Origin of the sequence: Streptomyces sp. NPDC004126, assembly GCF_050275515.1 — a bacterium.
In the GTDB taxonomy this organism is placed as follows: Bacteria; Actinomycetota; Actinomycetes; order Streptomycetales; family Streptomycetaceae; genus Streptomyces.
Genome location: NZ_JBNNPF010000003.1, coordinates 78,380 through 99,897, shown reverse-complemented (window position 1 = coordinate 99,897; position 21,518 = coordinate 78,380). Strand labels below are relative to the sequence as shown.

Genomic DNA, 21,518 nt, shown 5'->3' with positions numbered 1-21,518 from the left:
GGACCGTACAGCAGGCGGACACCGCCGCGTGATGGCCTGTCGCGCCAATCTCCCCTCTCCCCCGGTATGTTCGGCGTCTGCCCCTGCACAGGAGGAGACGGCGTGACGGTGAGCGAGGAAAAGGCCGTGGGCGTGGGACCGGCGGGCATCGAGGTGGCCTACGAGCGGTGGGGGGACGGTGGGGCTCCGCCGGTGCTGCTGGTCATGGGCATCGCCCTCCAGATGCACGGCTGGCCCGACGGCTTCTGCGCGGAGCTGACGGCGCGGGGCGTGCAGCTGATCCGGTTCGACAACCGCGACGCGGGCCTGTCCACCCACTTCCCCGACGCGCCGCTGCCCGACGTGCCGGCGGCGCTCGCCGGCGACCTGTCGTCCGCCTCGTACTCCCTGTCCGACATGGCCGGGGACGCGGTGGGGCTGCTGGACGCGCTGGGGCTGGACAGCGCCCATGTCGTCGGCCTGTCGCTGGGAGGGGCGATCGCCCAGACGATGGCGATCGAACACCCGGGCCGGGTGCGCTCGTTGGCCTCCCTGATGTCCACGACGGGCGACCCGGCGGTGGGGCAGCCCGACCCGAAGGCCCTGAGCACGCTGGCGGGGCCGCCGCCGAGGAGCCGCGAGGAGGTGGTGGACCGGACGGTGAACGCCGTGCGGGTGCTGGGCTCCCCGGGGTTCCCGTTCGACGAGGCGGCGGTCCGCGAGCGCGCCGCCCGCGCCTTCGACCGGTCGTACGACCCGCTCGGCGTCGGCCGCCAGGCCGTGGCCTCGGTGGCGTCGGGCGACCGTACGGAGCGGCTGCGGTCGCTGCGGGTGCCCACGCTGGTGGTTCACGGCGCCGACGACCCGATGTGCGACGTCAGCGGCGGCCGGGCCACCGCGGGGGCCGTCCCGGGCGCCGAGCTGGCGGTCTTCCCCGGCATGGGCCACGACCTGCCGCGGGCGCTGTGGCCCGCGATCGCCGGGCTGATCACGGACCTGGTCCACCGCACGGAGGCGGGCGGCTAGGCAGCCAGGTGCGTGGCAGCGGCCGGGTGGTCGGTGTGGACGGTCGCGGCCGCCATCCTGGGGATCGCCCGGATCAGGGCGCGCTCGGCGGCGACGGCGAGTTCGTGCGCCTGGACGACGGTCAGGTGGCCGCCGACCACGATGTCGGCCTCGGCGCGCAGGCTGTGGCCGATCCACCGCATGCGCAGCTGTCCGACGCCGAGCACCCCGGGGACGTGCCGCAGGGCGTGCTCGGCGGTGTCCACGAGGGCGGGGTCGACGGAGTCCATCAGCCGGCGGCAGACCTCGCGGGCGGCGTCCTTGAGCACCAGCAGGATGGCGAGGGTGATCAGCAGTCCGACGACGGGGTCGGCGGCCGGGAGGCCGGCCGCGGAGCCCGCGGCGCCCAGCAGGACGGCCAGTGAGGTGAACCCGTCGGTGCGGGCGTGCAGGCCGTCGGCGACCAGGGCGGCGGAACCGATCCGCCGGCCGGTGCGGATGCGCAGCCGGGCCACCCATTCGTTGCCGGCGAAGCCGGTCAGCGCGGCGGCGCAGACGGCCCACAGGTGGGTGACCTCGCGGGGGTGCAGCAGCCGGTCGACGGCCGTCCAGGCGGCGAGGGCGGCGGAGGCGGCGACGGCCAGCACGATGAGCACGCCCGCCAGGTCCTCGGCGCGGCCGTAGCCGTAGGTGTAGCGGCGGTCGGCGGCGCGCCGGCCGAGGACGAAGGCGATGCCGAGCGGTACGGCGGTCAGGGCGTCGGCGGTGTTGTGGACCGTGTCGCCGAGCAGCGCGACCGACCCGGACAGGGCGGTGATCACGGCTTGGGCGGCGGCGGTCGCGCCGAGCACCGCGAGGGAGGTCCACAGCGTGCGCATGCCTTCGCGGGAGGCCTCCATGGCCGCGTCGACCTTGTCGCCGGAGTCGTGGCGGTGGGGGGTGAGCAGGTGCCGCAGCCCGCGCCGCCGCACGTGGTCGTGGTGGTGGTGACCGTGGTCGTGGTGGTGGTCGTGGTCGTGACCGTGCCGGTGCGCGGAGGTGCTCCGGCCGCTGCTCCGATTGCCGTCCATGGGGCCTACGTTGGCACACGGAACCCGTTGCGGCTACGGCCGTCGTACCGGCCGTGACCAGGTGCGACGCGCTCGCACCTGCGCACCCTGTTAACGTGCGGGCATGCGCGCCCCCATCGGACCCTTCGAAGACGCCCGCCCCGCACCCGACTGCCTGGCCGAGCTGGTCGCCCCGGTCGCCGAGGCGGTCCGCGGCCGGCACCGCGAGGACCCGGCCTCGGCCCGGCAGATCGTCTACGTGGACACCGACCCGGCGATCGCGGACACGGCCGCCTTCGTCGAGCACTACGGGCACGGGCTGCTGGAGGCGTCCGCGAACTGCGTGGTGGTCGCCGCCAAGCGGGGCGGCGAGACCACCCTGGCCGCCTGCCTGGTGCCGTCGGCGGCGCGGGCCGATGTGAACGGGGTCGTCCGGCGGCACCTGGGGGCCCGCAAGGTGTCCTTCGCGCCGATGGACACGGCCGTGGAGCTGACCGGCATGGAGTACGGCGGGATCACCCCGCTGGGCCTGCCGGCCGGCTGGCCGCTGCTGGTGGACGCGGCGGTCGGCGAGATGCCGTACGTCCTGGTCGGCAGCGGTCGCCGGCGCGGCAAGCTGATCGCCCCGGGCGCCCTGTTCGCCCGGCTCCCGGGCGCGGAGCTGATCGAGGGCCTCGCCGTCACGGCGTAGCCGGCTCCACCGGTCAGAGCGGGTCGCCGAGGGGCCCGTACTCCTCCTCCAGGTTCGCGGCCCAGTGCGCGGCGAAGTCCGGCTGTGAGCCGTCGGCGTCGGTGAAGCCGTACTCCCGGTACAGGCCCCAGGTGGCCAGGGCGCGGCCGGACTTGGCCATGACGTCGGGGTCGGCGGCCAGTGCGGCGACGGCCCGGCCGAGGTAGGCCGGGGTCTCGGAGTGGGCGAAGTTCGGGTCCTTGGCGGCCGCGTCGCGCCAGTTCTCCTCGGTGACGCCGAAGTGTTCCAGCAGGGCCTCCGAGCGCAGGAAGCCGGGGGTGACGGCCACGGCCGCGACGCCGTGGGGCCGCAGTTCGGCGGCCTGGGCGACGGCGAGGCGGATGACGGCGGACTTGGCGAGGTCGTAGAAGAACGTGCCGCGGTAGCGGGCGGTGTTGCCGTCGGTGACCTCGACGACCAGCCCGCTCCCCCGGGCGACCATCAGGGGGAGGGCGTACCTGCTGGTGACGATGTGGGTCTCCACCGCCTGCCGCAGCAGCCTCAGGCCGGTGTCGAGGTCCTGTTCCCACAGGGGGTGTTCCCAGTCGGTCAGCGGGTCCCCGCCCCAGACGGAGTTGACCAGGACGTCCAGCCGTCCGTCCTGTTCGGCGGCGATCCGGTCGACGAGCGCCCGGACCTCCTCGGGGCTGCTGTGGTCGGTGCGCACGGGGATGCCGAGGCCGCCCGCCGCGGTGACCCGCTCGGCGGTCTCCTCGATCGTCTCCGGGCGGTCCAGGGCGGAGCGTCCGCCGGTGCTGCTGCGACCGGTGACGTAGACCGTCGCGCCGGCGGCTCCGAGTTCGACCGCGATGCCCCGGCCGCCGCCGCGGGTGCCGCCGGCGACCAGTGCCACCTTGCCGGTGAGCGGGCGCATGTCCTTCGTCACGCTTCCTCCTGGTCGTGGGTGGGGTGGGACGGGACGTGCGGGGAGAGTGCGGTGCCGAGCTCGTGCCGCATCCGCTCGCCGAGGGTGCCCTCGCGGTCGAGGGCCCAGGTCAGGCCGGCGCCGGCGGTGACCGCCTGGACGGTGCGGGCCAGTGCCGCGGTGTCCGTCCCGGCGCGGAGTTCGCCGGTGGCGGCCGCCTCCGCCAGCAGCTCCGCGACGGCCCGCGTCCGGGCGCGGTGCACGGCGAGGGCCCGCTCGTAGAGCTCGGGATCGGTGAGGTCGGCGCACAGGAACGCCAGGTGGTGGGCGAAGCTCTCCGGGGTGGCCATCTCGGACACCGTCCCCACCAGGAGCGCGGTCAGCGCCCCGAGCGCGCAGTCGTGGTCCCCCCGCACCCGCCCGGCCAGCTCGCCGGCCTCCTGGGCGGACCGGTCGGCGAGGGCCAGCAGCAGCCCGCGCTTGGACCCGAACCGCTGTACCAGGGTCCCCGGCACCAGCCCGACCTCGCGGGCCACGGCGGCGAGCGTGAGCCCGGCGGGTCCCACGCGGCCCATGACCCGGGCCGTCGCCCGCAGGATCACGGCGTCTTCGACCCCTCGGGGACGCGCCATCACCGCACCTCCGTCCAGCTCGTTAATAAATGCCTGTTCATTTATTAAAGCGTGCGGCCCCCGCCGCCGGCAAGTACGGCGGCTCAGAAAAGGGCCGTGAGGAGCCCGACGACGAGGCCGGCCGCCACGCCCAGCACGACCACGGCCACCATCGCGGCCAGCGCCGCGAGCACGAACCCGCCCCCGTCCACGGCCCCGCCCCGCCGGGCGCACGCCGCCAGCCAGGCCGCCAGGGCGAGGAAGGGGACGAGGAGCCATCCGGTCGCCACGCCCAGGTTGCCGACGGCGAAGCCCGACAGTTCGTACGCCTTCCCGCGCGCGGTGCGCACCTCCACCTCGGAGCCCGGCCGGTGCTCCTCCGCGGCCGTCTCCAGCAGGATCTCCTCCTGCGGGCCCGCCGCCCCGCGCACGGGGGTGTAGCGGCCCTTGCACTGGGTGCCGGCGGCGTAGCCCTCCGCGTCGGCGGCCTCGTAGCACTCGGTGATCGTCACGACCCCGTCCACGGGGCCGAAGCCGAGCACGGCGGCCAGTTGCGGGCCGGGCAGGAGCCAGACCAGCCACGCGGCGAGGGCGAGGGTCGCCGCCGATCCGAGCGCCGCCGCGCCCCGGGCCGCCCCGCCTGCACCACCCCGCACCACACACCCCCTCCCCCGCTGGGCCATACCCGTGACGGCGGCTGCCTAACGCGGGACGTGCCCAAGTAGCCACCGTCCGCTATCCGCCATATGGGGTGCCGACGCCCCCGCGGGGTACCGCCCGGCTCCTAGGATGAGGCCCGCTGCGGCCCGGGAGCGCCGCAGCACGCGTCCACAGGCAGGGAGTTGACGAATGAAGCGGTTGCGCGCACTGGTGGCGGTCGGGGTCCTGGCACTGGCATCGGCGGGGGCCGGCACAGCCCAGGCCGCCGCCCTGTCCCCCGCCTCCGGCACGGGCGGCTGCCCGGCCGCGGAGATCTTCGCCACCGACAACACCGCCGTCATCACGGACCCGGCCGACCCCCGGCTCCGCACCCGCCTGCACCGCTTCGACCGCGAGGTCCGGGAGATCATCCGCTCGCACGGGGCGCGCACCGAGTCCTCGACCCTGCTCGACGGGGTGTTCTGGTCCGAGGACGAGCAGCAGGCCACCTACGAGCGCTCGCGCGAGTTCGACGTGGCCCGCGTCGACGCCAACGGGCTGCACCACATCGCCGACGTCATCCGCAAGCAGTACCGGCAGGAGTCCGTGCTGACGTTCCGCTGCCTGCCGCGCACCTCGCCGGACACCGACGCCGTCGAGATCCAGGCCGACGGCGTCAGCGCCACCCGGCTGCGCGACGCGCTGCTCGCCGACCCCGTGGCACGGGAGCGGCTCGGCGGCGGCTCGGTCGCCCTCGGCGGGCGGCTGATCCTCGTCGCGCCGCTCGCGGACCTGCCGCTCGCCCGGGAGTTCACGGCCCGGCTCGGCGTCGACTGGAAGTCCGCCGAGGTCCGGTACGGGGACGAGGAGTTCGTCGCGTAGTGCCCCCGCCGTGTCCGGTCGGCGGACCGCGCGGGAGCGGCCGGGCGCCGCGGGCTACGCTGCACGCGCACGGGGGACGACCACAGAACGGGCAAGGTGAACATGTTCGAGCCGGCGCAGGAGAATCCCTACCCCGACAGCCACGTCCTCGGGGAGGGGCCCGAGCCGCATCCGCAGCTCGCTCCGGTGCTCCCCCTGCTGGGACGCTGGCACGGGCGGGGGCGCGGCCAGTACCCGACCCTGGAGCAGGACTTCCGGTACGAGCAGGAGATCACCTTCAGCCACGACGGCCGGCCCTTCCTGCGCTACGAGGCACGCGCCTGGCTGGTCGACGCCGACGGCGCCCCGGTACGGCCTGCGGGCCGGGAGGCCGGGTGGTGGCGGGTGACGCCCGACGCCTCGCTGGAGGTGGTGCTCGCCCACCCGACCGGCATCGTCGAGACGTACACCGGGCGGGTGTCGGCCCGGGCCGCGGCCGGGCCGGAGATCGAGGTCGAGATCGAGACCAAGGACGTTTCGCTGACCCCGCTGGCCAAGGAGGTCACCGGCACCCGGCGCCACTACGTCCTCGACGGCGAGGGCCTGACGGTCGTGCACGACATGGCGGCCGTGGGCCAGCCCCTCCAGCACCACTTGACGACGCGTCTGGTCCGCCGCGCCTGACGGCGGGGGTGGCACCAGCACCACCCCGGACACGGGTGGTGGGGAGATCGTCCCGGTCCCCGGAAACGCGGAAGATCGTCACGACCGATCAACGCGACGGGGAAGAGACCACCCAGATGGACCTGTTGAAGAAGACCGCGCGCCGGGCCGCGGCCGCCGCCTGCGGACTGCTCGCCGTGGCGGCCCTGCCCGCCGCCCCCGCGCACGCCGCGCCGGGGGCCGAGGCCCGCGCGATACCGGCCCGGTACGCGGACCAGCGCCTGGACTGGCGGCCCTGCGACTCGGGGCCGCTGGAGTGCGCCTCGATGGCGGTACCGCGCGACTGGTACCACCCGGGCCGGGGGCCGGACCTCACGGTGGCCGTGTCCCGGCACCGCGCCACGGACCCCGCCGCCCGGCGCGGCGTGCTGATGATGGCCGCCGGCGGCCCGGGGGCCTCGGGGCTGGGGCGGCCGGCGGGGCTGGCCTCGTACGCGCCGAAGCTGGCGGCCGCGTACGACATCGTGAGCTTCGACCAGCGGGGCGTGGGGGCGAGCACGAACGTGGTCTGCTCCGGGCAGGACGAGGTGGACGCCCTGTTCGCGCCCGGTGACCTGCGCGACCGCTCGGAGGAGGCCGTCCGCGGCACCGTGGAGCGCGCACGGGACTTCGTACGCGACTGCCGGCGCAACTCCGGCGGCCTGCTGCCCCACATCACCACCGACCAGGCCGTGCACGACATGGACCTGTACCGTTCCCTGCTCGGCGTCCGGCAGGTGTCGTACTACGGCCCGTCCTACGCCACCCGCCTCGGCGCCGTCTACGCGACCCGCTTCCCGCGCCGGGTCGAGCGGGTGGTGCTCGACAGCAACATCGACTTCAGCGGCAGCTGGCAGGACTTCCTGACGGGGCAGCCGTTGAGCTTCCAGCGCCGGTTCGAGCAGGACTTCCTGCCGTGGCTGGCGGCGAACGACGCGACCTACCACCGGGGCAGCACCCCGGCCGAGGCCAAGGCCTCCTACGAGCGGCTGCGCGCCTCGCTGCGCGAGCACCCGCTCGACCTGGAGGGCACCCGCGTCCTGCCCGACCACCTGGACGCCGCGGCGACCGGCATGATCTACAGCGGTGACCGCTTCCCGGACCTGGCGGCGCTCCTGGCCGTCCTGGAGGACCCGGCGAGCGCCCCGGCCGCGACCCGGCGGGCCCTCGCGCAGAAGCTCAAGCACCCGATGGACGCCCGGTTCGCCGCGGACTTCTTCTCCGTGGTCTGCCAGGACACCCCCTGGAACCGCGACACGGAGTACTGGGTGCGCAGGAGCGAGGCGGACAGCCGCACCCACCCCATGGCGGGCGCGCGGGAGCTGGCCTTCACCTCGGTCTGCGCCGCCTGGCCGCGCTCCGGCGCCCCGCGCGTGGAGGTGACCGGCCGGGGCCTGCCGCCGGTCCTGATGCTCAACTCGGAGCACGACCCCGCCACCCACTACGAGGGGGCCGTGCGGGCCCACGGACGGCTCGCGGGGTCGCGCCTGATCACGGTCGGCGGCGGCGACCACGGCGCCTACCAGTCGCGGAACGCCTGCGTGGACCGCTACGTCGAGGACTTCCTGCTCGACGGCCGGATGCCGGACGCGGACGCCGCGTGCGCGGGGCGGCCGCTGCCGGATCCGGCCGCCCGCGGCGGGGTTCAGGCGGAGGAGCCGCTGTCGATGACGAGGTCGGTGCCGACGACCGAGCCGGCCGCGGGCGAGGCGAGGTAGAGCACGGCGGCGGCCACCTCCTCGGCCTCCGCGAGGCGGCCGAGGGGGTTCTCCGCCTTCATCCGCTCGGCGCGGCCGGCCTCGGTCTCGCCGGGCAGCAGCGACATGGGGCCGGCGGCGGCGCCGGGGCTGACCGCGTTGATGCGGACGCCCTCGTGGATGTGGTCGAGGGCGGCGGCCCGGGTGAGGGCGGAGACGGCGGCCTTGGAGGCGATGTAGGCGGCGGCGTTCGGGATCCGCAGGTACGCGCCCAGGTTGGAGGAGATGTTGACGATGGCGCCTCCGCCGTTCTGCCTCATGTGCGCGATCTCGTGCTTCATCGCCAGCCAGACGCCGGTGACGTTGGTGCGCTGGACCGCGTCCCAGTCCTCCTCGCTGACGTCGCCGACGGGGCCCACTCCGCGGAGTACGCCCGCGTTGTTGACGGCGACGTCGAGTCCGCCGAAGCGGGCGACGGTCTCGCGGACGAGGTCCTCCAGCCGGCCCGAGTCGGTCACGTCGGCGGGGACGGCGGCGGCGGTTCCGCCGGCCGCCTCGACGAGGGCGACCGTCTCCTCCAGGGTGGCGGCGGTGCGTCCGGCGGCCACGACGGAGGCGCCCTCGGCGGCGAAGGCGAGGGCGATGGCGCGGCCGAGGCCGGAGCCCGCGCCGGTCACCAGGACGGTCTTGCCGGTGAAGCGGTTCATCTCGGGTGACTCCTTCGAGGGCCGGTGGCCCCATATTTGAACGATCGGTTCAGAATTCGGGCATGCGAAAGCGCGTGACGTCGGTGTACGGGCGGCGGGCCCTCAGTCCAGCAGGGCCAGCGCCTGCTCCGCCGCGTCCCGGACGCGGGCGGGGTCGTCCGAGGCCTTGCCGACGACGCGGACGCCCTGGAGCAGGACCAGCAGCATCCGGGCCAGCGCCCGCGGGTCCCGGTCGCCGGCCAGCTCCCCCTGCCCCTGGGCGCGGACGAGCGCCGAGTGGAGCAGGGTCTCGAAGCGGTCCCAGCTCACCCCGACCCGGCGGGCGGCCGCGGCGTCGTGGGAGCCCAGCTCGGCCGCCGTATTGGTGATGAAGCAGCCGCTGAGCCGGTCCGCCGGGGACGCGGCCTCGGCGGCGAAGCGGCGCACGACGGCCCGTACGCCGGGCAGGGCGGGCCCCGGCGCGGAGAGCTGGTCCAGCAGCAGCGGGTCGAACGTCTCGGCGTAGCGGTCGAGCGCCTTCAGGTAGAGCTCGTGCTTGCTGCCGAAGGTCGCGTAGATGCTGGCCCGTCCGATGCCGAGGTGTTCGACGAGGTCGGCCACCGACGTCGCTTCGTAGCCGCGCCGCCAGAACAGCTCGAGGGCCGACTGGAGCACGGCGTCCGGATCGAATTCCTTGGTCCTTGCCACGTCGAAGATCATAAAACGATCTGGAACGAACGGTCAAGAATCTTTCCGGGCCCGGGCCCTGACGCCCCCGGCGGGCAGCGCCGGTCCATCCGTGCTGTGCTCGTAGGGGAGGGCACGGAAGGAGGAACCATGGACAGGAACCTGCGGGCCCGGGACATCATGACCAAGGGCGTGCAGTGCGTACGCGAGGACCAGTCCCTGCAGGACGCGGCCAAGATGATGCGCGAACTGAACGTCGGCTGCCTGCCGATCTGCGGGGAGGACGGACGCCTCCAAGGGATGATCACGGACCGTGACATCGTCATCAAGTGCTGCGCCGACGGCAAGGACCCGGCGGCCATGCGGGCCGGCGACCTGGCCGGCAACCTGCACTGGATCGACGCCGACAGCAACGCCATGGAGGCGCTGGACACCATGGAGGTCCACCAGATCAAGCGGCTGCCCGTCATCGACGTGGAAGGCGGCCGCCGCCTCGTCGGCATGATCACCGAGGCCAACCTGGCCAAGAACCTCTCCGACGCGGACATCGCGGAGTTCGCGGTACGGGTGTACGCGGCCAACTGAGCGGCGGGAGCGCAGGAACCCGCGGGCCGGAGGCCGTGACCCCCGGGCCGCGGGCTCGTTGAAGGGGGCGGTCAGCGAAGTGCGCAGAGCGCCGGCCGGGCACTTCCAGCCCGGCCGGCGCCTTGTGTCCTCGGGGCCCGGGACCGGTTCGGGGGCGTGTCGGAGCAGCCGCTGTTCCGGTTCGCGTCCACCGTCGCCCGGGGATCCTGGAGAGAGCCGACTTGCGCACCCGCGGATTCCCGCTGACACCCCTCACCGCCGCCCTGAGCTGTCTCCTCGTCACCGTGGCCGCGGTCGGCGCGGAACCGGCCGCCGCTCCCCCGCCGCCGCACGCCGTGACCCTCACCTCGGCCGGCGCCCCCGTCCTCGCGGACGCCCGGACCCCCTTCAGCATGCTGGCCGTCACCGCCCCCGCCGACCTCCCCGGCGGGGCGGGCGCGGGCACGTACCGGGTCCGCGCCCGGCAGCGCGGCTCCGGGCACTGGTCGCCGTGGACGGTCGTGGAGGGCGGGGAGCCGTGGTGGGCCGGGCCGTCCGACGCCGTGCAGGTGCGGGCGGCGGGCGCCGGCGGGGAACTGCCGGCCGGGCTGCGCCTCGACCTGGTCGATCCGGGGCCGGACCCCCGCCCGGCCGCCGCCCCCGTGCCCGCGGCCTACGGGACGGCCGCCGGCTCCCGGCCCCGGATCGTCCCGCGCGAGGGCTGGGGCGCCACCGAGGGCCCCGGCGAGGCCGCCGTGTACGGCAGGGACGTCAAGGCCGTGTTCGTCCACCACACCGCCCAGAGCAACGACTACGACTGCGCCGACTCCCCCGCCGTCGTCCGCGGCCTGCAGGCCCTCCACCAGCGGGTCAACGGCTGGAAGGACCTCGGCTACAACTACGTGGTCGACAAGTGCGGCACGGTCTTCGAGGGCCGGGCCGGCGGCTCCGGCCGGCCGGTCACCGGGGCGCACACCCTCGGCTTCAACCTCGACACCGTCGGGGTCGCGGTGATCGGCCGGTACACCGACGTGGAGGCCCCGCCGGAGGCCACGGCGGCCGTCGCGCGGCTCGCCGCCTGGGCCCTCGGCCGGTTCGGGCACGGCCCCTCGGGCACCGTCGAGCTGACCGCCTCCGTCGACAACGGGCGCTTCAGGGCCGGGGAGCGGGTGACGGTGGAGCGGGTCTCCGGCCACCGCGACGTCTTCGCCACCGAGTGCCCGGGCAGCGCCCTGTACCGGCAGCTCCCGGCCGTCCGGGCCGAGGCCTCGGACCCCTTCAGCGACCTGTTCGGCGGCCGCTGACCGCCCAGGCGCGGGCGGTCAGCGCGATCGACCCGTCGGCCCGGACGGGCAGGGCGCGGGCGAGCGCTTCGCGCAGCCCGCCGCGCGCGGCGGGGGCCAGGGAGGCGACGTAGCCGGGCGCGGGGCCCTGCCCGGCCAGGAAGGGCTCCCACAGGTCCGCGAAGCCGGTGAACACGGTCGGCACCTCGACCGGGACGACCTCCACCCCGTCCAGCCCGGCGTCCGCCCACAGCGTGCGCAGCGGCTCCGGCCGGCACAGCGGGAAGCGGCGGCGCTCGTCCAGCGCGGCCGCCGACGGGTCCAGGCCGACGGCGGCGTCCCAGAAGTGCCCCAGGAACCCCATGCCGTCGGCGTAGTCCCAGACGTACGCGGCGACCAGGCCGCCCGGCCGCACCGCCCGGGCCGCCTCCGCGACGGCCGCGCCGGGATCCGGCAGGAAGTTCAGCGCGAGGGCGCTCACCGCGGCGTCGAAGGCCCCGTCGCGCACCGGCAGCGCCTGCGCGTCGGCCACCGCGAAGAGCGGGCCGGGGGCCCCGTCCGGTGCGGCGCCGGCCCGGGCGGCCGCCACGAAGGCGGCGGAGCGGTCCACGCCCAGCACCAGCTGCGGCCGGCAGCGGGCCGCCACCGCCCCGGCGAGTGCGCCCGTACCGCATCCGGCGTCGATCCACCGGGCGCCGGGGCCGACCCCGAGGGAGTCCGCGAAGGCCTCGGCCACCGGCCGGCTCCACCGGCCCATGTAGCGCTCGTAGCCGTCCCCGGCGGCCCAGGTGTCGAAGCGCTCCCCGGCCATCAGACGGGGTGGCCGTCGGGGCCGGTGACTTCGGCCTGGCTGGAGAACCTGTTGAGGAAGACGTCGTACAGGCCGTCGGGCCGGCGGGTGAGGGTCGCGCCGTCCTGCCAGGTGCCGTTGTCGTCCCACCACTGGCTGCCGTACGGATCGCCCTGGTTCTGGTGGACGTTGTGCATGCCGAGGCCGTGGTCGAAGGGCTCCCCGAAGACCATGATCTCCCGGCCGGGCAGCAGGATGGGTTCCAGTGCCTGCGCCGCGTCGAGGTTGGAGCCCGAGATCCAGGGGCGGGGCGGGTTCAGCCGGTTCGTCAGGTCCCGGAGCCAGGCGGGCGGGCGGACGGGGAAGGAGCAGCCGGGCCGGTGCTGGAGGGCCGGGTGGCGCTGGTAGTCGAGGGCGCCGGAGCCCGGGCTCATGGAGAGCTCGTGGTAGCCGGGGTCCAGGGAGGGCACCGGGTCGAGGACGGAGGCGGCCAGGGTGAACACCTTCCACTGGACGCCGGTGGCGGACTGTTTGCTGTCCACGTCGACCGCGCACCGGTAGCGGCCGGCGGGCGCGTCCACCTCGAGGTTGACGTGGAACCAGTGCCCCTGGGTGTCCGGCGTGTCACGGAAGTGGCGGTGCAGCGTTCCCGACAGCACCCCGTAGGAGTCGAGCGGCATGCGGCCAGTCAACCACCGCCCCGGCGGGCGGTGGTGTGACGCGCGGGGGACGTCCGGCCCGGCCCCCGTACGGAGGCGGTTCAGCGGCGCAGGATCCGGGAGACCGCCTCCCAGGTGGGCTCGACGGGCGCCAGGGGCTCCGCGCCCACGCCGAGCCCCTTGAACCCGCTGGAGGTGGACACGCACACCACCGGGCCGTCGAAGCGCTCCCCGGCGGCGGTCCGCTGCTGCAGTCCGGCGAGTCCGGCCGCCGCGGACAGCTCCGCCCAGACGCCCTGGGAGGCGAGACGGGTCTGTGCGCGGGCCAGTTCGGCGTCCGTGACCAGCAGCGCCGCCCCGCCGCTGTCGAGGACCGCGCGCACCGCGCGGTGGCTGCCGGCCGCGCAGTCGATGGCGTACGCGTCGGTCGGGCCGACCGGTACCACGGCGGCCGGGACGCCGGTGCGCACGGCGTGGGCGAGGGGGCCGCCGGCGGCCGGTTCGCAGCCGAACATGCGGGGGACGGTGTCCGTGACGCCGAGGCGGCGCAGTTCCGCGAAGCCCTTCCAGATGCCGTGGAGGAGCTCCCCGTAGCCGACGGGGGTGAACACGGCGGCGGGGACGCCGAGGTCGGCGTGGATCTCGTAGGCGATGGTCTTGTAGCCCTCGGACCCGAAGGGGTGGCCGGTGTGGGTGCGGGTCAGGTTGCTGACCGGGTGGTAGCCGAGGCGGTCGTGGATCTCGTTCAGCAGCGGCCAGCGGTGTTCCACCGGGACGGGCAGGACATCGGCCCCGTAGGCCCGCAGGAAGGAGGCCACGGCGGGCGGGGCGTCGGCGGAGGCCAGGACCGCGCAGCGCAGTCCGGCCCGGGCGGCGTAGGCGGCGGCGGAGGCGCCGTGGTTGCCGGAGGAGGCGACGGCGATGCCCGGGGCGCCTTCGTGGACGGCGGCGCTGACGGTGACGCGGTTCAGCCGGTCCTTGTGGCTCCAGGTGGGGTTGCGGGACTCGTCCTTGATCCAGAGGCCCTCTCCGAAGGGGAGCAGCGGGGTGCCGCCCTCCCCCAGTCCGGGTGCGTCGAGCGGCGGCAGGAGCGGGGCCCAGCGTTCCAGGCCGGCGCCGGGGGCGGTGGCGTTCGCGGGCGAGGCGGTGAAGAGGCCGGCGGGGGTGTCCTCGTAGGCGTAGTCGACCTCCAGCGGGAAGTCCGTCTCCGGGGTGCTCGTACGCGGGCAGCCGCGCGGCAGCGGCGGCCACAGCGGGTAGCGCAGGGCGGGGTCGCCCATGGACCGCTGGGCGGTGGCGAGCGAGGGGCCGGGGGCTGCCGTCATGCGGCGATGTTAGACCGCACGGCCTAGTGGGGGCCCGGGGCGAAGGCGGCGAGCATCTGTTCCAGGGCGGCCTGGTCGGGGCCGGTGAAGGGGGTGAGTCCCGGGACGGCGGTGAGGGTGTCCAGGAGGCGGGGGGTGAGGCCGGTCGCCGGGGGCAGGTGGGTGGAGAGGACGGTGCCGGGGTCGGCGGAGCGCAGCGGGTCGGCGGTGGCGAGGAAGCGGTCCGGGTCCACGGTCTGGGCCCAGGGGCTGTCCACGCTGGCCCACAGGAGCTGGGCGGCCTTGAGGTCCTCGGCGTCGATTTCGGCCGCGTCGGGGCAGGTGGCGAGGTCCGCGGTGGGCAGCGGGGCGCCGAAGCAGTCGGAGCTGTAGCAGGTGCCGGTGCGGTCGTCGAAGAAGCCGACGGTGGCGGGGTTGTCGAAGAGCGGCGGCCTGAAGGCGTGCAGCGTGCGGTCGCCGACGGACAGGCTCTGGCCGGGGTTGAGCAGGTACACCCGGTCCAGGGGCAGCGGGCACTCGGTGGACATCTCGCCGACGCCGAGGAAGGTGGTGATCACCCGGGCCCGGGGTGCCGCGTCCAGGAGGGCGAAGAGGCCGCCGGTGTGGTCGCGGTCGGGGTGGGTCAGCCAGATCCAGCGCACGTCGGCCGGGTCGATCACGCCGGCGAGGGTGGCGAGGAAGTCCCGGTCGGGCAGGCCCAGGCCGGTGTCGACGACGACGGGTTCCGCGGCGTGCAGGACGAAGGCGTTGACGGGGACGAAGCCGATTCCGGGGACTTCCAGGCAGTCGGCGAGGACGGTGGTGTCGGGCCCCACCTTGTGCGTGCTCATGATGGTCTCCACGGCCCTGGGGGGACGAAGGGGCTGTACGTTCCATCGTGCCGCCGTACGGGTGAGCCCGCGCGCTGCGCGGCGGCGGGGCTCAGTTCGGGCAGCTCGTGTCGCGGGCGGGGCGCTCGCCGGTGGTGAGGAAGCGGGTGACGGTGCGGTCGCCGCAGGCGTTGCCGTTGCCGAGGTAGACGCCGTGGCCGCCCTGCTCGACGGTGACGAGCACGGCCCGGTCCCCGAGGGCCTCGCGCATCTTGAGGCTCTTGGAGTGGGGGGTGGAGGGGTCGCGGCGGCTCTGGATCATCAGGATGCCGGAGGGACCGTGGTTGGTGATCTTGGTGGGCTTGTCCTCGGGGGCGTCCTTCCAGAAGGAGCACGGGAGCACGTTGACCGGCATGCCGGCGGTCAGCGGGTGGCGGGCCCGGTCCTCGTCGACGGCGCGCTGCCGGTCGCTCCGGGAACCGCCGGGCCAGGCGACGTCGTTGCACAGGACCGCGACGAGCTGGGCGGCGTCCTCGTCGCGCAGGGGGCGGGCGAGTTCCGGCGGCAGGGCGGGGGTGTGGGCCGGGTCGCGCAGGGCGGCGGCGAGCCGGGCGAAGGCGGGGAAGGCGGAGTCGCTGTAGAGGGTGTTCTGCAGGGCCTGGCGCAGGCCGTTGCCGGTCAGGGGCACGCCGGGGGTGGTGGAGGGGCGGGGGGTGCGGTCCAGGGAGGCGAAGAGGGAGAGCAGGAGGGGTTCGACGTCCTCGGGGCGCTGTGCGAGGCGCAGGCCGTCCTTGTCGCGGTCGGGGTGGGCGGCCCAGGCGGCGAAGTCGGGGAAGCGGTCGTCGGAGCCCTGGGCCATGTTGGCCAGCCACCCGCGGGCGACTCGCTTGGGGTCGGGGTCGCCGCTGCTGTCGAGGACCCAGCGGTCGGTGCGGCCGGGGTAGGTCTGGGCGTAGACGGCGCCCACGTAGGTGCCGTACGAGACTCCCCAGGCGGAGAGCCTGCGTTCGCCGAGGGCGGCGCGGAGGCGGTCCATGTCGCGGACCTGGTTGGCGGTGGTGAAGCTGCGCAGCACGGGTCCGCCGTTGCGGGCGCAGGCCTCGGCGGTGCGGCGGGAGCGGGCGAGGTTCTCGGTGATGTCGCCGTCCGGGGCGGGCCAGGAGCGCAGGGCGGTGAGGTAGCGGTCCTCGGGGGCGAGTCCGCAGCTCGCGGTGGTGGAGCCGCCGACGCCGCGCGGGTCGAAGGCGACGAGGTCGTACGTGCCGCCGAGCTGCTGCTGGAGGGCTGCGCCCTTCTGGGTGAGGCGCTGTACGCCGGAGCCGCCCGGGCCGCCGGGGATGACGACGAGGGTGCCGCGCCGGGCCTGGGGGCGGTCGCTGCGGATCCGGGAGACGGCCACCTTGATCTGCGGGCCGTCGGGGTCGGCGTAGTCGAGGGGGACGGGGAGGTCGGCGCACTCCTGGGTGGCGGGGCCGCCCGGCTTGGCGCAGGGGTGCCAGTCGAGGGCGGGCGCCTCGGCGCGGGGGGCTGCGGCCGCCTGGGCGGGGAGGGTGGCGGCGGTGACCGCGGTGGCGGCGGCCGCGGCGGAGAGGGCGAGGAGGAGGGCCTTGTTCCGGGAGTTCGTCATGGGGCAAGCCTCGTTCAGCCCGCCCCGGCGACCCATCCGGCAGGCCTGCTTCCGGAAGGTGGGGGTAACCCCCCTACAGGAAAAGCCCGTTGACCCGGTGGGCGGTGCAGCAGGAATCGCGGTGCAGCTGGCGCAGTACGGGCCGCCAGGCCTGCTCGGGGGCCTCGGTCGCGGGGTCGGGGTAGGCGGCTTCCAGGTCGGCCCGTGCGTACGGGGTGCCGGCGCGCAGGACGGCCCGTACGCGGACCAGGTCGGCGAAGTCGGTGAAGGGGTCGCCGTCGACGAGGGTGAGGTCGGCGAGCTTGCCGGGTTCGGCGGTGCCGAGGTGGGCGTCGGCGCCGTAGACGCGGGCGGGGGTGCGGGTGGCGGTGGTGAGGGCCTCGGCGGGCGTGAGGCCGTGGCGGTGGAGGGCGCGCAGGGCGAGGTGGAGGTGGAGGCCTACGGGGGTGAGCGGGGCGTCGGTGCCGAGGGCCACGCGGCCGCCGCCCGCGAGGACGGCGCGGTAGACGGCGATCTCCCGTTCGAGGGCGGTGTACTGCTCGGCGGTCGGCGGTCGGGCGGCGGCCGCCTTGACGGTGGCCGCGTCCCAGGGCGGCATCATGGCGGTGACCCGCCGGTCGGCGGCGAGCGAGGGGTCGGCGCCGATCAGGGGCAGGGCGGTGAAGGGGGTGGCGACGAGGTCGAAGCCGCCGCGGGTGTAGACCTCCAGGGTGTCCTGGTGGGTGTGGCCGGCGGGGGTCGCGCCGTGGCCGTACTCGGCGCGTTCGGTGGCGACCAGATGGGTGGTCAGGTCCTGGCCGGACTGGATGCCGGGGGCGCACAGGTGGGAGCCGGAGCGGACGCCGAGCGCCTCGCGGGCGAAGCGGGCGGCCTCCTCCATGAAGGCGTAGGGGGCGCGGACGTAGGTCTTGACGAAGTCCCAGTCCAGGGCTTCGGCGCGGGCCAGGGAGCGGGCGAGTCCGGCGTGGGTGCGGTGGGCGCGGCCCATGCTGTAGGCGACGCGGGACCCGTCGAGGAGTTCCCCGCCGGCCAGCAGCCGGGGGGCGGCGAGGCGGCCGGCGCGGATGTCCTCGCGCAGCCGGGCCTGTTCGTAGGCGGAGCCGCCGAGGGAGACGGCGGTGGTGATGCCGTAGGCCAGGTGCAGGGCGCCCTGGCGGGCTCCGTAGGTGTACGGGTACGGGTGGACGTGCGCGTCCCACAGCCCCGGCAGGACGGTGCCGCGGGAGGCGTCGACGGTGCGGGCGGCCCGGCGGCGCGGGCGGTGCGGTTCGACGGCGGTGATGCGGCCGCCGCTGACGAGCAGGTCGACGTCGGCGCGGGGCGGGGTGCCGGTGGCGTCCCACAGGAGTCCGGCGTGGACGACGGTGTCGACGGGTGCGGGGCGGCGGTAGGACAGGGAGACGGGGACGGTGCGGGGTGCGCCGTCCGGGGTGCCGTCGGGGCGGAGGGCGAGCAGCCGCAGCCGGGCGTTGGACTGGTAGAGCAGGGTGCGGGAGTCGGCGGACCAGGAGGGGTGGTCGGCGGGCTCGTCGGTGAGGCGGCGGGCGGGGCCGGCGGGGGTGCCGTCGGGGGTGACGGGCAGCAGCCAGAGGGCGGATTCGGCGACGCAGGCCAGGTGGCGGCCGTCGGGCGACCAGACGGGGCCGCAGGCGTAGCGGTCGGAGAGGGAGGTGTGGGGGGCGAGGGCGTGGAGGCGGGCGGAGCCGGTGGCGGTGTCGACGATCCGGATCAGGTTGTAGCCCTCGCGGAAGCGGCGGCTGAGCCGGTTGCGGTCGCAGAGGGCGAGGTGGCGGCCGTCGGGCGACCAGCTGGGCGGGCTGGGCAGGCCCCCGCCGCCGAGGGCGGTGGCGAGCGGGGTGTCGGTGGCGGTGGCGAGGTCGCGGACGATCAGCCGGCCGGCGAGGTCGAGGGCGGCGAGCCGGGTGCCGTCCGGGGAGAGGGATCCGTAGACCCGGCCGGGCGGGGAGAGCACGCTGTCGAGGCCGTCGGCGAGTCCGCGGCGGCGTACGGTGTTCAGCCCGTCGCGGTCGTCGGTGTAGAGCAGGGCGCGTCCGTCGGGGGTCCACACCGGGCCCTGGACGTAGGCGGTGGCGGGGGCCTGGAGGATGCGGCGCGGGGCTCCGCCGGTGACGGGGGAGGTCCACAGGGCGCCGAGCGCGGCGAAGGCGATGCTGCGGGCGTCGGGTGAGAGGGCGGGCAGGTGGATGCCGCGTACGGGGCGGGGGCGGTCGGCTTCGAGGTCGTACTCCTTGACCCGGTAGCGGGGGCGGGGCACTTCGAGGGTGGCGTCGAGGGGGATGTCCCGGGCGGGGCCGTCGCGGTGCGGGCGGATCACCCGGAACCGGCCGTCGAGGGTGATCAGGAGCCGGTCGTCGCCGATCCAGCGCGGCGGTACGGGGGCGAGGTCGCCGTCGAGGGGGACGGGGCGGCCGTCGGCGTGGAGGGTGAGCTTCTCGGCCCTGCGGGGTCCGGGGGCGGCGGACAGCCAGGCGGTGCGGCCGGACGGGGAGAGGGCGGGGGCCAGCAGGCTGCCGTCGGCGACGGTGTGTTCGGTCCGTACGGGGCCGCTGCCGTCGGCGGCGACGGAGGCGAGGGTGCGGGCGGGCAGTGCCTCGCCGACGGGGACGGCGCGCAGGAACAGGACGCGTGTGCCGTCGGGTGAGAAGACCGGGTCGAGGTCCTCCCAGGCCCCGTCCTGGCCGGGGCCGGCCTGTCCCGGCACCCCGGTGAGGCGGCGCAGGCCGCCGTCGGCGAGGGAGACGGTCCAGATCCGGTACGGGCTGCCGGCGACGGGGTCGCCGCCGCGTTCGGAGCAGAAGGCGAGGGTGCGGCCGTCGGGGGACCAGGCGGGGGCGCGGTGGTCGAAGGGGCCGTCGGTGAGGCGGCGCAGGCCGGTGCCGTCGGCGCGCATCACCCAGATGTGGAAGGTGCCGCCGCGGTAGGCGCTCATGGCGACGCGGCGGCCGTCCGGGGAGAACACGGGCCGGCCGGGTTCCAGGTCGGGCGGGGTGAGCGGGGTGGCGGGCGAGCCGTCCGGGGGCAGCGACCAGAGGACGTTCTGCACCTCGGCGATGACGCGCCGGCCGTCGGCGGTGGCGGTGGCCGCGCCGTTGGTGGCCCGGGTGAAGCGCAGCACGGCCCGGCCGCCGGTGCCCGGGGCGGCCGGGCCGGCGGCCGCCGGCGGAGCCCCGGCCCCGGCCCCGGTCCCGGCCAGTGCCGCCAGTGCCCCGGCCGAAGCCGCCCGCAGTACCGTCCTGCGCCCCATCCGCATGCCGCCGACCCGCCTCGTGTGGTTCCCGCCCGTCGGACGGTCAAACGATCACGGCACCGGTTCGGCAACGGGGACGGGTCCGCCCCGGCGGCCGGACGAGGCCGCCGGGGCGGAGGGGGGAGGGGAAGGCGTGCGGGGCGTCAGGAGATGCGCATGTTGGCCATCATGCCCATGGCGCCGTGGTCGAACAGGTGGCAGTGGTAGACGTAGGTGCCGCGGTAGCCGTCGAAGGTGGCCTGGACCTTGACGGTCTCGCCCGGCTTGAGCGGCACGGTGTCCTTCAGGCCGGTCTCGGGGCCGGAGGTGACGGGCTTGCCGTTGCGTTCCAGCACCCGGAACTGCACGAGGTGCATGTGGAAGTTGTGCGGGGCGAGCTTGTTGCTGTTCGTCACGGTCCAGATCTCGGTGGCACCGTAGGCGATCTCGGTGTCGATCCGGTCCATGTCGTACGTCTTGCCGTTGATGTACGCGCCGGTGCCGCCGGGCTCCTCGTCCATCTTCATGTCGAACTCGCGGTTGACGCTGGCCGGGCCGAGCGGGGGCAGGGTGCGCAGCCGGTCGGGGATGACGCTGTGGTCGGCGGCCTTGCGGGTGACCCGGAACTGCAGGACCTTGCTGACCGCGGCCGCGGGCTCGAACGGCGGGAAGTCCTTGTTGTTCAGCTCGATGACGGTGCCGACGGGGTAGCGGGAGAAGTCGATGACCACGTCGGCGCGCTCGCCGGGGCTGATCCGGACCACGTCGGTGCGGTGCGGGGCGGGGAGCAGGCCGCCGTCCGTGCCGATCTGCACGAGCTCGGAGTTGTCGGCGAGGTGCAGGTCGAAGAAGCGCTGGTTGGAGGTGTTGGTGAGGCGGAAGCGGTACTTGCGGGCCGCGACCTCGAAGTACGGCCAGGCCTTGCCGTTGGCCATGAGGACGTTGCGCTTCATGAAGTCACCCATCTGGTAGATGAGTTCGCCGCTCTCCAGGAAGCGGGCGTCGCGCAGCGCGATCGGGACGTCGTACTGGCCGGAGGGCAGGCGCAGTCGGCGCTCGATGTCGTCGGTGAGGATGTAGGTGCCGGTCAGCCCGCGGTAGACGTTCTCCGACTCCATGTGGTGGGCGTGGTCGTGGAACCACAGGTTCGCGTGGGGCTGGGTGTTGGGGTATGTGTACGTCTTCGTGCCGCCGCCGGCCGGGATCAGGTCCATCGGGGCGCCGTCGCTGTCCTGCGGGACGTGGGCGCCGTGGAGGTGGATCGAGGTGGGGACGGCGAGGGAGTTGGTCTGCTTGATCACGACGCGCCGGCCCGACTCGGCCTTGATGACGGGGCCGGGGAAGGAGCCGTTGAAGGTGCGCAGCGGGGTTCTGATGCCCGGCACGATCTCCTTGGTGGCTTCCTTCAGGGTCATGCGGTAGTAGCTGGTGGTGCCCGTGTCCAGGTAGGGCTGGAGGACCGGGGGCAGCGGCATCTTCTGCGTGAACTTGGCTATGCCGACGGGGTCGAGCTCGGCGGCGCCCGCGGTGGCGGCGGCCGTGCCGGTCCCGGCGGCGTTCACGACGGGCAGCAGCATGCCGCCGGTGCCGGCGATGCTCGTGGCGGCGACGCCTGCCCGGAGTGCGGTCCGTCGAGTGATCACATTTCCCCCGTGGGTGTGGCCCGGCGCCTCGTGTGCCGGTCGGATCGGGTGTGCGCGATG

The 21,518-nt window shown here is 75.2% G+C and carries 20 protein-coding genes; 7 read left to right on the top strand and 13 right to left on the bottom strand.

Annotated elements, in window-relative coordinates; genetic code table 11:
• Positions 1-108: 108 nt before the first annotated feature.
• Positions 109-1,005, top strand: a complete 897-nt coding sequence (locus ACQKM2_RS04470) for an alpha/beta fold hydrolase (RefSeq protein ID WP_427706471.1) — start codon at positions 109-111, stop codon at positions 1,003-1,005.
• Here ACQKM2_RS04470 and ACQKM2_RS04465 read toward each other — a convergent pair.
• Positions 1,002-2,054: a cation diffusion facilitator family transporter gene (locus tag ACQKM2_RS04465; protein ID WP_427706469.1), complete on the bottom strand. Its 1,053-nt coding sequence runs from the start codon at positions 2,052-2,054 to the stop codon at positions 1,002-1,004. The genes ACQKM2_RS04470 and ACQKM2_RS04465 overlap by 4 nt on opposite strands.
• 103 nt (positions 2,055-2,157) lie before the next feature.
• Between ACQKM2_RS04465 and ACQKM2_RS04460 the strand changes: the two genes are divergently transcribed.
• Positions 2,158-2,724, top strand: coding sequence for a YbaK/EbsC family protein (locus ACQKM2_RS04460; RefSeq protein ID WP_427706467.1), 567 nt, complete (start codon positions 2,158-2,160; stop codon positions 2,722-2,724).
• Between the two features lie 13 nt (positions 2,725-2,737).
• Here ACQKM2_RS04460 and ACQKM2_RS04455 read toward each other — a convergent pair whose 3' ends face one another.
• The 3 genes from ACQKM2_RS04455 to ACQKM2_RS04445 all read right to left on the bottom strand — a co-directional run bounded on the left by ACQKM2_RS04455 (position 2,738) and on the right by ACQKM2_RS04445 (position 4,895).
• Positions 2,738-3,637, bottom strand: a complete 900-nt coding sequence (locus tag ACQKM2_RS04455) for an SDR family oxidoreductase (protein ID WP_427706787.1) — start codon at positions 3,635-3,637, stop codon at positions 2,738-2,740.
• Positions 3,638-3,645: 8 nt separating this feature from the next.
• Entirely contained in the window at positions 3,646-4,260 is a 615-nt protein-coding gene (locus tag ACQKM2_RS04450) for a TetR/AcrR family transcriptional regulator (protein ID WP_427706465.1), read from the bottom strand.
• An 83-nt stretch (positions 4,261-4,343) separates the two neighbouring features.
• A complete protein-coding gene (locus tag ACQKM2_RS04445; RefSeq protein ID WP_427706463.1) occupies positions 4,344-4,895 on the bottom strand; it encodes a hypothetical protein in 552 nt (183 codons plus the stop codon).
• A 193-nt stretch (positions 4,896-5,088) separates the two neighbouring features.
• Between ACQKM2_RS04445 and ACQKM2_RS04440 the strand changes: the two genes are divergently transcribed.
• The 3 genes from ACQKM2_RS04440 (at position 5,089) to ACQKM2_RS04430 (ending at position 8,159) form a co-directional block, all read left to right on the top strand.
• Positions 5,089-5,760, top strand: coding sequence for a hypothetical protein (locus ACQKM2_RS04440; protein WP_427706461.1), 672 nt, complete (start codon positions 5,089-5,091; stop codon positions 5,758-5,760).
• Between the two features lie 102 nt (positions 5,761-5,862).
• Positions 5,863-6,423, top strand: a complete 561-nt coding sequence (locus ACQKM2_RS04435) for an FABP family protein (RefSeq protein ID WP_427706785.1) — start codon at positions 5,863-5,865, stop codon at positions 6,421-6,423.
• A 116-nt stretch (positions 6,424-6,539) separates the two neighbouring features.
• Positions 6,540-8,159, top strand: a complete 1,620-nt coding sequence (locus tag ACQKM2_RS04430; RefSeq protein WP_427706459.1) for an alpha/beta hydrolase — start codon at positions 6,540-6,542, stop codon at positions 8,157-8,159.
• On the opposite strand, the gene ACQKM2_RS04425 is transcribed toward ACQKM2_RS04430, so the two are convergent.
• Both ACQKM2_RS04425 and ACQKM2_RS04420 read right to left on the bottom strand, forming a co-directional pair.
• Positions 8,087-8,845 (bottom strand): SDR family NAD(P)-dependent oxidoreductase, encoded by a 759-nt coding sequence (locus ACQKM2_RS04425; protein WP_427706457.1) that lies wholly within the window; start codon positions 8,843-8,845, stop codon positions 8,087-8,089. The two genes, ACQKM2_RS04430 and ACQKM2_RS04425, sit on opposite strands and share 73 nt — an antisense overlap.
• Positions 8,846-8,947: 102 nt before the next feature.
• Complete coding sequence (locus tag ACQKM2_RS04420) at positions 8,948-9,532, bottom strand: TetR/AcrR family transcriptional regulator (protein WP_427706455.1); 585 nt, start codon at positions 9,530-9,532, stop codon at positions 8,948-8,950.
• A 129-nt stretch (positions 9,533-9,661) separates the two neighbouring features.
• Between ACQKM2_RS04420 and ACQKM2_RS04415 the strand changes: the two genes are divergently transcribed.
• Positions 9,662-10,096: a CBS domain-containing protein gene (locus ACQKM2_RS04415; protein WP_427706453.1), complete on the top strand. Its 435-nt coding sequence runs from the start codon at positions 9,662-9,664 to the stop codon at positions 10,094-10,096.
• A gap of 221 nt (positions 10,097-10,317) precedes the next feature.
• The gene (locus ACQKM2_RS04410; protein ID WP_427706451.1) at positions 10,318-11,379 is read left to right on the top strand and encodes an N-acetylmuramoyl-L-alanine amidase; all 1,062 of its coding nucleotides are present in this window, start codon (positions 10,318-10,320) and stop codon (positions 11,377-11,379) included.
• Here ACQKM2_RS04410 and ACQKM2_RS04405 read toward each other — a convergent pair.
• The 7 genes from ACQKM2_RS04405 to ACQKM2_RS04375 form a co-directional block, all read right to left on the bottom strand.
• Positions 11,354-12,169: a class I SAM-dependent methyltransferase gene (locus tag ACQKM2_RS04405; protein ID WP_427706449.1), complete on the bottom strand. Its 816-nt coding sequence runs from the start codon at positions 12,167-12,169 to the stop codon at positions 11,354-11,356. The genes ACQKM2_RS04410 and ACQKM2_RS04405 overlap by 26 nt on opposite strands.
• Entirely contained in the window at positions 12,169-12,828 is a 660-nt protein-coding gene (locus ACQKM2_RS04400; RefSeq protein WP_427706447.1) for a DUF2278 family protein, read from the bottom strand. The genes ACQKM2_RS04405 and ACQKM2_RS04400 overlap by 1 nt, the downstream gene beginning before the upstream one ends.
• An 80-nt stretch (positions 12,829-12,908) precedes the next feature.
• On the bottom strand, positions 12,909-14,132 hold the full coding sequence (locus tag ACQKM2_RS04395; RefSeq protein WP_427706445.1) for a threonine synthase: 1,224 nt from the start codon (positions 14,130-14,132) through the stop codon (positions 12,909-12,911).
• A 23-nt stretch (positions 14,133-14,155) separates the two neighbouring features.
• The gene (locus ACQKM2_RS04390) at positions 14,156-14,962 is read right to left on the bottom strand and encodes an MBL fold metallo-hydrolase (protein ID WP_427706443.1); all 807 of its coding nucleotides are present in this window, start codon (positions 14,960-14,962) and stop codon (positions 14,156-14,158) included.
• A 91-nt stretch (positions 14,963-15,053) separates the two neighbouring features.
• Positions 15,054-16,568: an alpha/beta hydrolase gene (locus ACQKM2_RS04385; protein ID WP_427706441.1), complete on the bottom strand. Its 1,515-nt coding sequence runs from the start codon at positions 16,566-16,568 to the stop codon at positions 15,054-15,056.
• A gap of 73 nt (positions 16,569-16,641) precedes the next feature.
• Complete coding sequence (locus ACQKM2_RS04380) at positions 16,642-19,839, bottom strand: amidohydrolase family protein (protein WP_427706439.1); 3,198 nt, start codon at positions 19,837-19,839, stop codon at positions 16,642-16,644.
• 140 nt (positions 19,840-19,979) lie between these two features.
• Positions 19,980-21,458, bottom strand: coding sequence for a multicopper oxidase family protein (locus ACQKM2_RS04375; RefSeq protein ID WP_427706437.1), 1,479 nt, complete (start codon positions 21,456-21,458; stop codon positions 19,980-19,982).
• Positions 21,459-21,518 lie beyond the last annotated feature (60 nt).